Annotated in this window: 14 protein-coding genes; 4 read left to right on the top strand and 10 right to left on the bottom strand. The window is 71.4% G+C overall.

The features are described 5' to 3' along the window. Nucleotides 1–208: 208 nt before the first annotated feature. Complete coding sequence (locus tag D3P35_RS13850; protein WP_118135334.1) at nucleotides 209–388, bottom strand: DUF3553 domain-containing protein; 180 nt, start codon at nucleotides 386–388, stop codon at nucleotides 209–211. 45 nt (nucleotides 389–433) lie between these two features. On the opposite strand from D3P35_RS13850, the gene D3P35_RS13855 reads away from it, so the two are divergent. Then, entirely contained in the window at nucleotides 434–1,048 is a 615-nt protein-coding gene (locus tag D3P35_RS13855; protein WP_157982147.1) for a histidine phosphotransferase family protein, read from the top strand. A 378-nt stretch (nucleotides 1,049–1,426) separates the two neighbouring features. Here D3P35_RS13855 and D3P35_RS13860 read toward each other — a convergent pair whose 3' ends face one another. Genes D3P35_RS13860 through D3P35_RS13870 form a run of 3 tightly spaced genes read right to left on the bottom strand, consistent with a single transcriptional unit; the run spans nucleotide 1,427 to nucleotide 3,505 of the window. Beyond that, nucleotides 1,427–1,960 carry a gamma carbonic anhydrase family protein gene (locus D3P35_RS13860; RefSeq protein ID WP_118135336.1) on the bottom strand — a complete coding sequence of 178 codons (534 nt, stop codon included), beginning with the start codon at nucleotides 1,958–1,960 and terminating at the stop codon, nucleotides 1,427–1,429. Beyond that, a complete protein-coding gene (gene gmk / locus D3P35_RS13865) occupies nucleotides 1,957–2,601 on the bottom strand; it encodes a guanylate kinase (protein ID WP_198670622.1) in 645 nt (214 codons plus the stop codon). Before gmk ends, D3P35_RS13860 begins: the two co-directional genes overlap by 4 nt. 10 nt (nucleotides 2,602–2,611) lie before the next feature. Continuing rightward, nucleotides 2,612–3,505, bottom strand: coding sequence for a YicC/YloC family endoribonuclease (locus D3P35_RS13870; RefSeq protein ID WP_118135338.1), 894 nt, complete (start codon nucleotides 3,503–3,505; stop codon nucleotides 2,612–2,614). Nucleotides 3,506–3,728: 223 nt separating this feature from the next. Here D3P35_RS13870 and D3P35_RS13875 point away from each other — a divergent pair, with 223 nt between their 5' ends. Further along, on the top strand, nucleotides 3,729–4,388 hold the full coding sequence (locus tag D3P35_RS13875; protein WP_157982148.1) for a PAS domain-containing protein: 660 nt from the start codon (nucleotides 3,729–3,731) through the stop codon (nucleotides 4,386–4,388). A gap of 7 nt (nucleotides 4,389–4,395) precedes the next feature. Here D3P35_RS13875 and serB read toward each other — a convergent pair whose 3' ends face one another. Together serB and D3P35_RS13885 are read right to left on the bottom strand one after the other, a co-directional pair. Further along, nucleotides 4,396–5,244, bottom strand: coding sequence for a phosphoserine phosphatase SerB (gene serB / locus D3P35_RS13880; RefSeq protein ID WP_118135340.1), 849 nt, complete (start codon nucleotides 5,242–5,244; stop codon nucleotides 4,396–4,398). Nucleotides 5,245–5,329: 85 nt separating this feature from the next. After that, nucleotides 5,330–6,706 (bottom strand): class II 3-deoxy-7-phosphoheptulonate synthase, encoded by a 1,377-nt coding sequence (locus D3P35_RS13885; RefSeq protein WP_118135341.1) that lies wholly within the window; start codon nucleotides 6,704–6,706, stop codon nucleotides 5,330–5,332. Between the two features lie 189 nt (nucleotides 6,707–6,895). On the opposite strand from D3P35_RS13885, the gene D3P35_RS13890 reads away from it, so the two are divergent. Further along, nucleotides 6,896–7,927, top strand: a complete 1,032-nt coding sequence (locus D3P35_RS13890; protein ID WP_118135342.1) for a GlxA family transcriptional regulator — start codon at nucleotides 6,896–6,898, stop codon at nucleotides 7,925–7,927. A 313-nt stretch (nucleotides 7,928–8,240) separates the two neighbouring features. Here D3P35_RS13890 and D3P35_RS13895 read toward each other — a convergent pair whose 3' ends face one another. From D3P35_RS13895 to alc, 4 genes are all read right to left on the bottom strand, one after another. Beyond that, the gene (locus tag D3P35_RS13895; protein ID WP_118135343.1) at nucleotides 8,241–8,858 is read right to left on the bottom strand and encodes a hypothetical protein; all 618 of its coding nucleotides are present in this window, start codon (nucleotides 8,856–8,858) and stop codon (nucleotides 8,241–8,243) included. A 66-nt stretch (nucleotides 8,859–8,924) separates the two neighbouring features. Continuing rightward, nucleotides 8,925–10,118, bottom strand: coding sequence for a winged helix-turn-helix domain-containing protein (locus D3P35_RS13900; RefSeq protein ID WP_118135344.1), 1,194 nt, complete (start codon nucleotides 10,116–10,118; stop codon nucleotides 8,925–8,927). A 17-nt stretch (nucleotides 10,119–10,135) separates the two neighbouring features. After that, complete coding sequence (locus D3P35_RS13905; RefSeq protein ID WP_370031376.1) at nucleotides 10,136–10,600, bottom strand: ureidoglycolate lyase; 465 nt, start codon at nucleotides 10,598–10,600, stop codon at nucleotides 10,136–10,138. Between the two features lie 2 nt (nucleotides 10,601–10,602). Next, nucleotides 10,603–11,613: an allantoicase gene (gene alc / locus D3P35_RS13910; protein WP_118135346.1), complete on the bottom strand. Its 1,011-nt coding sequence runs from the start codon at nucleotides 11,611–11,613 to the stop codon at nucleotides 10,603–10,605. A 182-nt stretch (nucleotides 11,614–11,795) separates the two neighbouring features. Between alc and D3P35_RS13915 the strand changes: the two genes are divergently transcribed. Continuing rightward, entirely contained in the window at nucleotides 11,796–12,890 is a 1,095-nt protein-coding gene (locus D3P35_RS13915) for an alkene reductase (protein WP_118135347.1), read from the top strand. Nucleotides 12,891–13,008 lie beyond the last annotated feature (118 nt).

Raw genomic sequence — 13,008 nt, forward strand, 5'->3', positions numbered from 1 at the left:
CCGTTTCCTGCCTGCCCCGTTTCCAGCGCCGGCCCTGCCCGACGGAAGCGAGCCGCAACCTAAGGAACCGTGCAGGCGGACGCAACCGCTTCCGGCAGCGCCGCGAGGCGGCACAGGGGGCGCTCCGGCGGGGCCGCGCGCCGGAGGATTGATCTGGGATTAACCCCGGCTTAACCTTGAGCGCGCACACAGGAAGCTGCGGCCGGGGTCAGTAGGGATCCGGGCTCTCCACCTCGAGGGCGATGCGGGTGCCATCGATGACCACCTTTCCGGCGTTTTCGAAGTTCACCGTGATGCGGTCATGGATGATGGACTGCACCTGTCCGCGGCCCCATTCCGGGGCCTCGGGGTTTCGGACGATCGCGCCCGGCTCGAGAAATTCGTTCATGGCGTCACTCCGGTTGGCGGGTCCGGCGGGAAGCGGGGCCAGCGGATGAGCGATACGCCCGCGAAGGATCCGATTGCCCTGGCGACCCTGGTCTCCTCCCGCGTCTGTCATGACCTGATAAGCCCGATCGGCGCCGTGGGCAACGGGCTGGAGCTGTTGCAGTCGCTCATTCCGCCTTCGCCCGAGCTCGCGCTGCTGGCCGAAAGCGCCGATACGGCGAGCGCGAAACTGCGCTTCTTCCGGGTGGCCTTCGGTGCGGCGGGCGAGGAGGTGCTCGACGCCCGCGGCCTCGCCCAGGGGCTGTCGGGCATGTATGCCGGCGGGCGCATCAACGTCGAATGGGAGGCCACCGCGCTGAGGCGACGCGAGGCACGGCTGATGTTCCTCATGGTGCTCTGCGCCGAATCCGCCCTGCCGCTCGGCGGCACCGTGCACGTGGAGGTGGACGAGGGCGCCATCCGTCTCTACGCGGAAGGCCGGCGCACGCGCTTCGAGCCGGGGCCATGGGCGCACCTGTGCCAGGGCGAACCCTTCGCGGAATGCAGCTCGGCCCAGGTGCATTTCCTGCTGCTGCGCGCCTTCGCGGCCGAGGAAACCCTCACCCCGACCCTCTCCGAGGGCGAAGGCGGCTTCGCCATCGTGCTCTCCGGCCTGATGTGACCCCCGGCGCGGGGAAGCCGGCGCGACACCGGATCGATCGGCACCCGGCGGCGGGACCATCCGCGCGCCTCGGGCAGCGGGCCGGCCCCGCGCCACCGGGCGCCCTGTCGATCCGCACGCTCCGGGGGAGCTGCCGGGCTGACCCGCGTCCCGGGACCATGCTGCGGTGGCGCGGGGCTGGCCCGCGTCCCGGGAGGCACGCGGCTGCGTTGCAGGAGCGCGGGGCCGGTCCGCGCCCCGGTTGCGTGAAGTGGATCAGCGCCGGGGAGGCCCGGCCGCGTACTGCGCCCTGCAGGCCCGGAGAGGGCACACGGAGGCCGCCGGGCTCGCCCCGCGCTTGCGGGCGAGGCTCGTGCCGGGGCGAGCGAGCGGGGCGGGTCAGACCTGCGGGGCGAGGCCGGCGCGGTAGCGGCGCATGTTGGCCTGGTAGCCGCGGGCGGAGGCGAGCAGCCCCTCGCGGGCGGCCTCGTCGAGGCTGCGCACCACCTTGCCCGGCGCGCCGAGCACGAGGGAGCCGTCGGGGATCTCCTTGCCCTCGGTCACCATGGCGCCGGCGCCGATCAGCACGCCGCGGCCGATGCGGGCGTTGTTCATCACCGTGGCGTTCATGCCGATCAGCGAGCCCTCGCCGATGGTGCAGCCGTGCAGCAGCGCCTTGTGCCCGATGGTGACATTGGCGCCGATGTCGAGCGGGCAGCCCATGTCGGTGTGCAGCACCGCGCCGTCCTGCACGTTGGAGCCCGGGCCCACGGTGATGCGCTCGTTGTCGCCGCGCAGCACGGCGTTGAACCACACGCTCGCGCCCGACATCAGCGTGACCTTGCCGATGAGATGCGCGCCGGGGGCGATCCAGTAATCGCCGTCCTCGGGCAGGTCGGGCGAGATGCCGTCGAGCCTGTGCAAGCCGTTCATGCGCGTGTCCTCCCTTCGAATTCGGCGTTGAGCCGCTGCACCCGCCCCATCAGCCCCGGCTGCCGGTCGCGGCGCAGGCGCTCGGCGGTGAGGATGGCGCGCAGCTCGGCCTCGCAGCGGTCGAGATCGTCGTTCACCAGCACGTAATCGTATTCCGCCCAGTGGCTTATCTCGTCGCGCGAGCGTGACATGCGCCCGGCGATCACCTCCTCGCTGTCCTGGCCGCGGCCGCGCAGGCGGCTTTCCAGGTCGGCGATGGAGGGCGGCAGGATGAAGATCGAGATCGCGGCATCCTTGAGCGGCGAGTTGCGGATCTGCTGGCCGCCCTGCCAGTCCACGTCGAAGAGCACGTCGCGGCCGGCGTCGATGGCGGCCTCCACCGGGGCGCGGGGGGTGCCGTAGTAATTGCCGAACACCTCGGCCCATTCCAGCAGCCCGCCCTCGTCGATCATGGTGCGGAAGGTCTCGACGCTGCGGAAATGGTACTCGCGCCCGTCCACCTCGCCCGCGCGCGGGCTGCGGGTGGTGGCGGAGACCGAGAAGCTCACCTGCGGGTCGTCGGCCAGCAGCCGGCGCGACAGGGTCGACTTGCCCGCCCCGGAGGGCGAGGAGAGGATCACCAGCAGGCCGCGGCGCGGCAGGGAGGCCGCGTCACTCGACATTCTGCACCTGCTCGCGCATCTGGTCGATCAGCACCTTCAGCTCCAGCCCCACGCGGGTGAGGTCCGGCGCGCCGGCCTTGGAGCACAGGGTGTTGGCCTCGCGGTTGAACTCCTGGGCGAGGAAATCGAACTTGCGGCCCACCGGCCCGTCGGCGGCGAGCAGCGCGCGGGCGGCGGCCACATGGGCGGTGAGCCGGTCGAGCTCCTCGGTCACGTCGGCCCGCACGGCGAGGAGGGCGAGCTCCTGCGCCAGCCGCGCCTCGTCGACCGGGGCGCCGGCCTCGAGCAGGGCGGCCACCTTCTCGCGCAGGGTGGCGCCGGAGCGGGCGGCGCGGGCCTCCGCGGTGTCGCGCGCCTCGGCGATGCGGGCCTCGATCTCGTCGACCTGGCCGGCGAGGATGGCGGCGAGGGCCTGGCCCTCCCCGGCGCGGGCAGCGGCGAAGGCGGTGGCAAGCTCCTCGATGCCGGCCGTGAGGGCGGCGCGGCGCTCGGGCGTGAGCATCTCCTCGCCCTCGCCGCTCACCAGCACGCCCGGCAGGGCCAGCAGCCGGTCCGGCGTGGTGGGCTGCAGCGCGAGCCCGGCGGAGATGGCGGCCTGCTCGGCCTCCGCCAGCAGCGCGACCGCGGTCTCGAGCGCGGCGAAATCGATGCGGCTGTCGGCGGCGCCCTGGGCGCGGCCGATGCGCAGGCCCACGGTGATGTTGCCGCGCGAGAAGGCCTTGGAGAAGGTGGCGCGCAGCACCGGGTCGAGCGCCTCGCAGCCCTCGGGCAGGCGCAGGCGCACATCGAGCCCGCGGCCGTTCACGCCGCGCGCCTCCCAGCGCCAGGACAGGCGCTCGTCCGCCCCTGTCGCCTCGGCGAATCCGGTCATCGACTGCACCATTCTGCCCTCCTGCTGCGATTGGCGGCACAATACAGACGGGCCGCCCCGGCGCAAGACCGGCGGGCGCCCCGAAGCTGGCACGCGACTTGCGAGGTACCGGGCAGAGACGATCTTGTCAGCGACAAATTCGGAGAATTGTACTAAAATGGCACCGTATGATGGCTCGGAACAGGACAGGCAATCCGGTAAGCGTCCCGAAACGGGACAAGAGGGGGCGGCACCGATGGTGATTTCGGATCCGACACTGCGCGAACTGTCGGATTACTGGGAAGAATTGCGCAACGGGCGCGCCGCGCCCTATCGCTCTGAGATTGACCCGCGGCATTTCGAATCCGCGTTGGAAAACATGTTCATCCTCGAGCACCTGGGCGGCTCGAACGTGCGCATCCGCCTGGCGGGGATGACCCTGTGCGAGATGATGGGCATGGAGCTGCGCGGCATGAGCCTGCGCGCGCTCATGCGCATGAACGACCGCGTGGCGCTGGACACCGCGCTCGGCCAGGTGCTGGGCGGGCCCTGCATCGCGCACCTGGAACTCGACGCGCATGCGCCCTCGGGCGACCATCGCCCCGCCGAGATGATCCTGCTGCCGCTGCGCAGCGATTTCGGCGAGGTGTCGCGCATCCTGGGCTGCCTGCAGGTGAAGGGCCGGCTCGACACCGACGTGCCGCCGGTGCGCCTGTCGATCCGGGCGGCGAACATCCGCACCATCGAGGTGAAGGCGGGCAGCGAGCCGGGCAAGCCGCCGCGGGGCCCCGGCTTCGCCGAGCCGGCGCCGGGCTTTGCCCATGCCCCGGCGCCGTTCCGCGCCATCGAGGGCGGGGCGCGCAAGCCCGGCACCGAGCGCCGCCGCGGCCACCTGCGGCTGGTCGACCGGGACTGACGCGGCCTCAGCCGGCGTAGCTCTCCGCCCCGATCCCCTGGAGCGAGAGCAGCGCCGTGAGGTCGCCGTGCGCGATGCGGGCGTCGGCCCGCTCGGCCAGGGCGGGCTTGGCCTTGTAGGCCACGCCCAGCCCGGCAAGCTCGACCATCGCGAGATCATTGGCGCCGTCACCCACGGCGATGGCGTCGGCGGGGGTGATGCCGGCCTCGGCGCAGAGCTTGAGCAGCGCCTCGCGCTTGGCCTCGCGGCCGAGGATCGGGGTCTGCACCGCGCCGGTGAGCTTGCCGTCCTCGAAGATCAGCGTGTTGGCCTGGTTCACCGCGAAACCCGCCTCGGCGGCGACGCGGGCGGTGAAATAGGTGAACCCGCCGGAGACGAGCGCTGTGACGGCGCCGCGCCCCGCCATGGTGCGCACCAGGGTGCGGGCGCCGGGGTTGAGCGAGATGCGGCTGGTGTAGGTTTCCTCCAGCACGCTTTCCGGCAGGCCCTTCAGCAGGCCGACGCGGGCGCGCAGGGCGGCCTCGAAATCGAGCTCGCCGCGCATCGCCCGCTCGGTGATCTCGGAGACCTGCGGCTTCACCCCGGCGAAGTCGGCGATCTCGTCGATGCATTCCACCGGGATCATCGTGCTGTCCATGTCGGCGATGAGCAGGCGCTTTTCGCGGTTGGCCGCCGGCACCGTGTTGAGGTCGAGCGGCTCGCCGGCGAGCACGGCGCGCAGGGCCTCGATGTCGCCCGTGGCCTCCGCGGCGGTGGGGGCGAGGCGGCGCGGGCTGCCGCCGGCGGCGGCAAGGCGCGCGAGCACGGCGTCGGAAACCCCGGCGGCGGAGGTGATGACGAGGATCGGGTCGGTCATGGGGGGGTGCCTCGGTTCGGCCGGGCGCGCCGGCCGTCAGGGGTCGGGACAGCAGCGGGGCCCCGCGTGGGGGCCCCGGGGAAGCTTACTCGGCGGCGACGGTGCGCGCCGGCGCGGGTGCGGTGCGGTGCAGCTCGTCGGCCACGAGGAAGGCCAGTTCCAGCGCCTGGGCCGCGTTGAGGCGCGGGTCGCAGGCGGTGTGGTAGCGGCTGGAGAGATCGGCGTCCGACACGGCCGAGACACCGCCGGTGCACTCGGTCACGTCCTGCCCGGTCATCTCGAAATGCACGCCGCCGGCATGGGTGCCGAGGTCGCGGTGCACGGCGAAGAACTCGCGCACTTCCGAGAGCACCCGCTCGAAGGGCCGGGTCTTGTAGCCCGAGTCCGACTTGATGGTGTTGCCGTGCATCGGATCGCAGGACCAGACCACCTTGCGGCCCTCGCGCTCGATCGCCTCGACGAGCTTAGGCAGGTGCTCGCCCACGTTGCCCGCGCCGAAGCGGGCGATGAGGGTGAGGCGGCCGGGCTCGTTCTTCGGGTTGAGCAGGTCGGTGAGGCGCAGCAGGTCATCGGTCGAGAGCGAGGGGCCGCATTTCAGCCCGATCGGGTTCAGCACGCCGCGGGCGAAGGCGACATGGGCGCCGTCGGGCTGGCGGGTGCGGTCGCCGATCCAGATCATGTGGCCGGAGCCCGCGACCGTCTGGCCGGAGGTGGAGTCGACGCGGGTGAGCGCCTCCTCGTATTCCAGCAGCAGCGCCTCGTGCGAGGTGTAGAAGTCCACCCGGCTCATCGAGGCGGCGGTCTCGGAGGTGACACCGGCCGCCGACATGAAGTCGAGCGCATGCGAGATGCGGTCGGCCATGTCCTGGTACTTCTCGTAGCCCTCGCCGCCGGCGAAGCCGAGGTTCCAGCTCTGCACCCGGTGCATGTCGGCGAAACCGCCCTGGCTGAAGGCGCGCAGCAGGTTCAGCGTCGCCGCGGCCTGGGTGTAGGCCTGCAGCATCCGCGACGGGTCGGGGATGCGGGCCTCGGGCGTGAAGTCGAAGCCGTTGATGATGTCGCCGCGGTAGGAGGGCAGCTCGGTGCCGGCCACGGTTTCCATCGGCGCGGAGCGCGGCTTGGCGAACTGGCCGGCCATGCGGCCCACCTTCACCACCGGCAGGCGGGCGCCATAGGTGAGCACGACGGCCATCTGCAGCAGCACCTTGAAGGTGTCGCGGATGTTGTCGGCGCCGAATTCCTCGAAGCTCTCGGCGCAGTCGCCGCCCTGAAGCAGGAAAGCACGACCCTCGGCCACCTCGCCCAGGGCGGCCTTCAGGCGGCGCGCCTCGCCCGCAAACACCAGCGGAGGATACTTTGCCAGCTGTCTCTCGACAGTATTCAGCGCCTCCTGATCCGTGTATTCGGGCATCTGGATCCGAGGCCTGGACCGCCAGTCTGTCTTGGTCCATGTGCCGGACATGTCGGTTTCCCCTTTCATGGTTGTTTTGTGCGCCCCCATATAGGCGAGGCGCCCGGCTGAAACCAGCCTAAACTCCCCGCGGGTGCGCGCTCACACACCGTTGCGCAAATCGCGTATTGACCTCGGCCATGCGCTGATTTCAACGTGTTCCCATGATGCCAGCCTGAGACAGGGAGCGAGCGGAGCCGGATGAGCGATGCACTGAAACCGAAGCGCTTCGTGTTCCTGATCCTCGAAAACGCGACCCTGCTTTCGTTTTCCTGCGCCATCGAGCCGCTGCGCATCGCCAACCGGGTGGCGGGAAAGGTGCTCTACACCTGGGTGGTGGCGGCGGAAAACGGCGAGGCGGTGACCTTCTCCAACGGCTTGCGTGTGACCCCCGACATCGGGCTGGAGGAGCTGGAGCGCGACGATGTGCTGCTGGTGTGCGGCGGCACCGGTGTGCAGGCCGCCTCCACCCGCGCGGTGCTGAACTGGCTGCGGCGCGAGGCGCGGCGCGGCATCGCCCTGGGCGGCATCTGCACCGGGAGCCACGCGGTGGCCCGCGCCGGGCTGCTCGACGGCCGGCGCTGCACCATCCACTGGGAGAACCGCGACGCCTTCATGGAGGCCTTCCCGGAGGTGGAGCTGTCCGCCAACATCTACGTGATCGACGGCAACCGCTGCTCCTCGGCCGGGGGCTCGGCCTCGGCCGACATGCTGCTGAAGATGATCGCGGAGGCGCATGGCGCCGATCTCGCCGCACAGGTGGCCGACCAGATGATCTACACCACCATGCGCACCGACCGCGACGAGCAGCGCCTGTCGATCCCCACGCGCATCGGGGTGCGCCACCCCAAGCTCGCCTCGGTGATCAAGCTGATGGAGGAGCGCATCGAGGAGCCGGAGAGCCCGGCCGACCTCGCGATGGCGGTGGGCATGTCGACGCGCCAGCTCGAGCGGCTGTTCCGCCGCTACCTCGACCGCTCGCCGAAGCGCTATTACATGGAGTTGCGGCTGCAGAAGGCCCGGCACCTGCTGTTGCAGACCGACATGTCGGTGATCAACGTGGCGCTGGCCTGCGGCTTCACCTCGCCCTCGCATTTCTCGAAATGCTACCGGGCCTGTTTCAGCACCACCCCCTACCGTGAGCGCGGCACCGCGCAGACCGGCGGCAGGACGGAGACGGGGCCCCGAGCGGCGGAAAGCCCGGACGACGCGCGGCTCTCAGGGAAGATCTGACACCGGCCGGAGCCACTCACGCGGCCCGCGTCTGCGCGCCCCACGCCGGGGAGGCCGCCGGCGCCCTGCCCCGCTGCGCGCTGCCCGAGATCGCGCAGCTCATCGGCCCGAAGCCCGGCCGCGCGCTCGGCCTGCGGCGTGATCGGGCCGCCTGGCCGGCGCGCCGGGCGGCTGCATGCCCTGCCCGCCGTTTCGGCAAGGCCGGGAGACGGCGGCTGCGGCTGGGGCGACGTTGCCTGCCCGTGTGACCGGCGCTCCCCCGCCCGCGCGGGCCCCGGTGGTCTGCGCGCTTCGGGGCCGGGGGGCCCGGCGGTCAGATGCGGCGGTCGACGCCCACCGAGCGGCTCACGTGGTGGGCCTGGCCGTTGCCGAAGAGCAGCGCGAGGGAGGCGCCGCTCACGCCGCGCACCAGGATGCTGCCGCCGGCGGCGAAGGTGAGGCGCACGGTGTCGATGCCGGTCCAGCCGATGCCGACCTCGTTGAGCCCGGCGGCCAGCGCCCCGTCGATGCGGATCACCGCCTCGGCGCCGGGTGCCAGGTCGAGCGCGCCGCCCGCCTCGGTCTGGCGCAGGGAGATCACGGCGGGGCTGCGCTCCGGCGCGGTGCTGTCGGCGGCGCCGACGATCACGCCCGTGCCCGGCTGGGCGGCGCGCTCGGGCCCCGGCTCGGGCCGCGCGGCGGCCTGCTCGGGTGCCGCGCGTTCGGGTGGCGGCTCGCGGCGGAGCTGGGGTTCGTCCACCGTGGCCCGGCCCTCGGCCGTTTCGGACACGGCCAGCGCGACACCGTCAGTGTCGGTCAGTTTCGCGTCATCCGCCGACACCGCCTCTGCCCCCGCCTGACCCTGAACGATCTTCTGGCGCAGCTGGATCAGGCGGTCCTCGATAAGAACCTGGATCGGAGTAGACAGATAGGATGCAGACAGAACCATCATGGCACAGCCCCCTTTGTTGCCTTTATATTCTCGCGGAGAGCAGGGCCGCTCAATCGGTAAATCGAGTCAAGGTAAACGCAGCCACCCCGGCTCCCACGTCACTTCGAGACAGCCGGAAAACCGGGCGATCCGGGTGAGTTCTGCCTCCAGCCGGGCCTGTCTTCCCCCCGAAAACTTCAATCCGGGCTCGGGCCAGAGCGCGGTTACATGCAACCGGCCCTCGGCGCGGCGGGCCTTCATGTCGATGCGCCCGATCAGCCTGTCGCCCTCCAGAAGCGGGAAGACGTAGTAACCATACTTGCGCTTGTGAGCCGGCACGAAGATCTCGATGCGGTAGTCGAAGCCGAACAGGCGCAGGGCGCGGTTGCGGTCGCGCAGCAGCGGGTCGAACGGGCTGAGCACGCGGATGCGGCCCGGCGGCTCGGGCGCTTCCGCGGCGCGTTCGGCGAGGCCGGGGCGGGCGAAGACATGCCGGCCGGAGCCGTCGGCGGTGCCGAATTCCACCACCTCCAGCCGCTCGCGGTTGCGCGCCACCCAGTCCTTCGCCTCCTGGGGCGAGACGGCCTGCCAGAAGGCGGCGAGCTCACCCGGCGTGGCGAAGCCGAGACGGTCGAGCGCGCTTTCGCAGGCCCAGTCCACCCAGGCGTCGTGGTCGGGTTCGGGCAGGTGGTGATGGTCGGGCAGCACGCGCTCGGGCAGGTCGTAGATCTTGCGGAAGCTCTCGCGCCGGGCGATGGCGAGCGCGCCGGTGCGCCAGAGGTATTCGAGCGCGGTCTTCTCCGGGTTCCAGCCCCACCACTCGCGCGAGCTGCCCGGGCGCTCGGGCGCGAGGTCGGCGGCCGTGGTCTCGCCATGGGTGGCGACATGGGCGAGCACGCGGTCGAGCTCTGCCTCGTAGTCGCGCCCCTGCCAGCCGGCCCAGCGCTCGGCCAGACGGGCGCGCTCGCGGGCGAAGCGCGGCTTCCAGTGCGGGTAGAGGGCGGCGGGAATGATGCTGGCGTCATGCGTCCAGTTCTCGAACAGCAGCCGGTCGCGCTCCAGCAGCCGGTCGAGATCGGCCGGGCGATAGGCCCGGGAGCGCGCGTGCAGGATCATGTGATGCGCGCGCTCCACGGTGGCGATGCTGTCGACCTGCACGAAGCCCAGCCCCTCGATCACCTGCATGAGCCCGGCGGGGCTCAGCCTGCGGTTCGGGCTCTCCGACAGGCCGTGGAGGTGGAGGAACAGCCGGCGGGCATCGCGGTTCGGCAGGTGGAGCATCGCGCGCGCTCCCGGGCTCAGAGCGCGATGTGGCGCGGCTCGAAGAAGGTCTCCTCGAGGTTGCCGCCCGGGCCGGCCCGGTCGACCACGAGGAAGTCCTGCTCGGCGCCCAGCACCAGCAGCGGGTGGTGCCAGATGCCGGTGGCGTATTGCAGGCCCTGGTCGCCGCGGCAGTGGAACACGCGCAGGCCGGCGGGGTCGGGGCCGGGGGCCACCACGGCGAGCCAGTCGCGCCCGCCGAGCGGCACGAAGGCCTGGCTGCCCTTCGGGTGGCGCTCGAGCATCGCGGCCTCCAGCGGCCGGGGGCGGCCGCGGAAGATCGAGAGCACCGTCTCCGCGTCGGTCTCGGCGGTGGCGAGGGCGTGGTAGCGGGTGGTGAAGCCGGCGTTGATCTCCTTCGCGGTGGCCGGATCGTCCCAGATCACCCGGCCGAAGGGGGCGAAGGCCTCGGGCGTCAGCGGCTCGGGGGTGAGGTCGGGCAGGCTCATGCCCGCCGGCCCCAGATGCGCAGCCGGCCGATGCCGCCGTCGGGGAAGATGTTGAGCTTCAGGTGGGTCACCGTGCCGATGGCGTTGAGGCTGTCGGGGCCGAACTCGTGGATCTGCGCCGGGTGCATCTTCTGCGGCTCGAGCAGGGTGGGCCAGAACATCGACTGGGTGATGATGCTGTCATCGGTGCCGAAGCGCACCTCGGCGGCCTGCAGGCCGGCGCGGTCGGGGTAGTTGCCGCGGTAGTGGCCGGTGTCGAGTTCCACCCGCTCGATGATGCCCGGCGCGCCGAGGGCGAGGATGAGCCAGTCATGGCCCGGCTCGCGGCGGCGGCGGGTTTCCCAGCCGTCGCCCATGTTCACCGGCCGGCCCTCGGAGAGCAGCGCCCAGACATCGCCGTAATGCGCGTCGTTCCAGCCCAGCACCCGGCCGCCGTTGCGCAGGGCGGAGAGCTCGATCACCCCGGTGCCGGCGGCCTCCCAGTCCGGCAGGGGGTCGCCGTAGACGCGCAGGCGCGCCATGCCGCCGTCGGGGAAGATGTTGAGGCGCAGGAAGGTCCAGGCGCCGTCGACGGTGGCTTCGGCGAAGGTGTGGGCGTTGCCCGAGAGCTGCGTGGCGGGAACGATTTCGGTCCATCCCGCGTCCTCCTCCGGGGGCGTGGCGCCGGTGCAGGCCCAGAGCGAGGCGGCGCGCGGGTAGTTGCCGGTGAAATGCGAGGTGTCGAAATCGACCCCCGCGATGCGGCCCGGCCCGCCGAGGCGGACGATGCACCAGTCATGCCCGGCATTGCGGCGGCGGATGCTTTCCCAGCCGTCCATCCACTTGCCGTTGTCGTCGTAGACGTCCGGCTTGAACACCGCCGGCGCGTCCTGGAGCATCCGCGCCATGGGGGCGAAGAAATCGTCGGTGCAGCGGATGGCGGCGGCGCCGAGCCGGGGCGAGGCGAGGTTGATCTTTCCCAGCGCCCAGTCCGGCAGAACGGCGGGGGCGGCGACGATATCGGACATGGGGGATGCTCCTGGCAGGCGGTTTCGCCTTCCAGAGCTAGCCGCCGGAGCCCCTGCTTGGCAAGTCGGGTGAAAAGATACGCATGTTTCGCACAGCAATTCGCCGCAAGGGGTTTTCTGGGCGCGGAAACGATGTATGTGTGTATGCACGAGTTCTCAGTGAAGTCCGAGGAGCACCCCCCATGGCGCATGACGCCCTGTTCAAGCCGCTCGAGATCGGTGCGATCACCGTTCCCAACCGGGTCCTCATGGCCCCGCTCACCCGCAACCGCGCCCAGGCCGACGGCACGCCGAACGAGATCGCCGGGCTCTACTACGCCCAGCGCGCCTCTGCCGGGCTGATCATCTCGGAAGCCACGCAGATCTCGGCGCAGGGCAAGGGCTACAAGGACACGCCGGGCATCTACACGCCCGGGCATGTCGCCGCCTGGAGCCAGATCGTGAACCGGGTGCATGCCGCGGGCGGACGCATCGTGATGCAGCTCTGGCACGTGGGGCGCATCTCGCACACCTCGCTGCAGCCCGACGGCGGCAAGCCGGTGGCGCCCTCCGCGATCACCGCGAAGTCGAAGACCTACGTGGAAGAGGGGTTCGTGGAGACCTCCGAGCCCCGCGCGCTGGAGACCTCCGAGCTCGCCGGCATCGTGGAGGACTACCGCCACGCCGCGAAATGCGCCAAGGATGCCGGCTTCGACGGCGTGGAGATCCACGCGGCCAACGGCTACCTGCTGCACCAGTTCATCTCCGATTCCACCAACCAGCGCACCGACAGCTACGGCGGCTCGATCCACAACCGCATCCGCCTCACGCTCGAGGTGGTGCGCGCGGTGAACCAGGTCTGGCCGTCGGACCGTATCGGCATCCGCCTCACGCCCACGCAGCGCTCGAACGACTGCCTCGACAGCGACCCCGAGGCGACCTTCGGCGCGCTGCTCGACGAGCTGGGCATGCTCAACCTCGCCTACGTGCATTTCGTGGAGAAATTCCCCGGCGCCCAGCAGGACGACGCGGAGAAGGCGGTGCTCAAGCGCCTGCGTGACAAGGTGCGCAGCCGCTACATCGGCAACGGCGACTACTCGGTGGAAGAGGCGGAGGCGCGCGTGAGCTCGGGCGCGGTGGACGCGGTGGCCTTCGGCCGCGCCTTCATCGCCAACCCCGACCTGCCGGAGCGCTTCCGCACCGATGCGGGCCTGAACACGCCCGACACCGCCACCTTCTACGGCGGCGGCAACCAGGGCTACGTGGACTACCCGTTCCTCGAGCGCGAAACCGCCTGAGCCGACCCTTCGCGCTCCCGTCCGGCACACCGCCGGGCGGGAGCGCCCCGCCCAAGCGGCAAGCCCGCGATCTGCCGCCCGCGCGCCACGCCCGGGCCGCGCACGGCCCGACGGGGCT

Origin of the sequence: Oceanicella sp. SM1341, assembly GCF_003448965.1 — a bacterium.
GTDB lineage: Bacteria > Pseudomonadota > Alphaproteobacteria > Rhodobacterales > Rhodobacteraceae > Paroceanicella.

Excerpts from the sequence above, each read along its gene's own strand:
- D3P35_RS13870 (WP_118135338.1), bottom strand. The coding sequence starts at position 3,505 with ATGGTGCAGTCGATGACCGGATTCGCCGAGGCGACAGGGGCGGACGAG.
- D3P35_RS13850 (WP_118135334.1), bottom strand. The coding sequence starts at position 388 with ATGAACGAATTTCTCGAGCCGGGCGCGATCGTCCGAAACCCCGAGGCC.
- alc (WP_118135346.1), bottom strand. The coding sequence starts at position 11,613 with ATGTCCGATATCGTCGCCGCCCCCGCCGTTCTGCCGGACTGGGCGCTG.
- D3P35_RS13885 (WP_118135341.1), bottom strand. The coding sequence starts at position 6,706 with ATGTCCGGCACATGGACCAAGACAGACTGGCGGTCCAGGCCTCGGATC.
- D3P35_RS13855 (WP_157982147.1), top strand. The coding sequence starts at position 434 with ATGAGCGATACGCCCGCGAAGGATCCGATTGCCCTGGCGACCCTGGTC.
- D3P35_RS13890 (WP_118135342.1), top strand. The coding sequence starts at position 6,896 with ATGAGCGATGCACTGAAACCGAAGCGCTTCGTGTTCCTGATCCTCGAA.
- D3P35_RS13875 (WP_157982148.1), top strand. The coding sequence starts at position 3,729 with ATGGTGATTTCGGATCCGACACTGCGCGAACTGTCGGATTACTGGGAA.
- D3P35_RS13900 (WP_118135344.1), bottom strand. The coding sequence starts at position 10,118 with ATGCTCCACCTGCCGAACCGCGATGCCCGCCGGCTGTTCCTCCACCTC.
- D3P35_RS13860 (WP_118135336.1), bottom strand. The coding sequence starts at position 1,960 with ATGAACGGCTTGCACAGGCTCGACGGCATCTCGCCCGACCTGCCCGAG.
- D3P35_RS13915 (WP_118135347.1), top strand. The coding sequence starts at position 11,796 with ATGGCGCATGACGCCCTGTTCAAGCCGCTCGAGATCGGTGCGATCACC.
- serB (WP_118135340.1), bottom strand. The coding sequence starts at position 5,244 with ATGACCGACCCGATCCTCGTCATCACCTCCGCCGCCGGGGTTTCCGAC.
- D3P35_RS13895 (WP_118135343.1), bottom strand. The coding sequence starts at position 8,858 with ATGATGGTTCTGTCTGCATCCTATCTGTCTACTCCGATCCAGGTTCTT.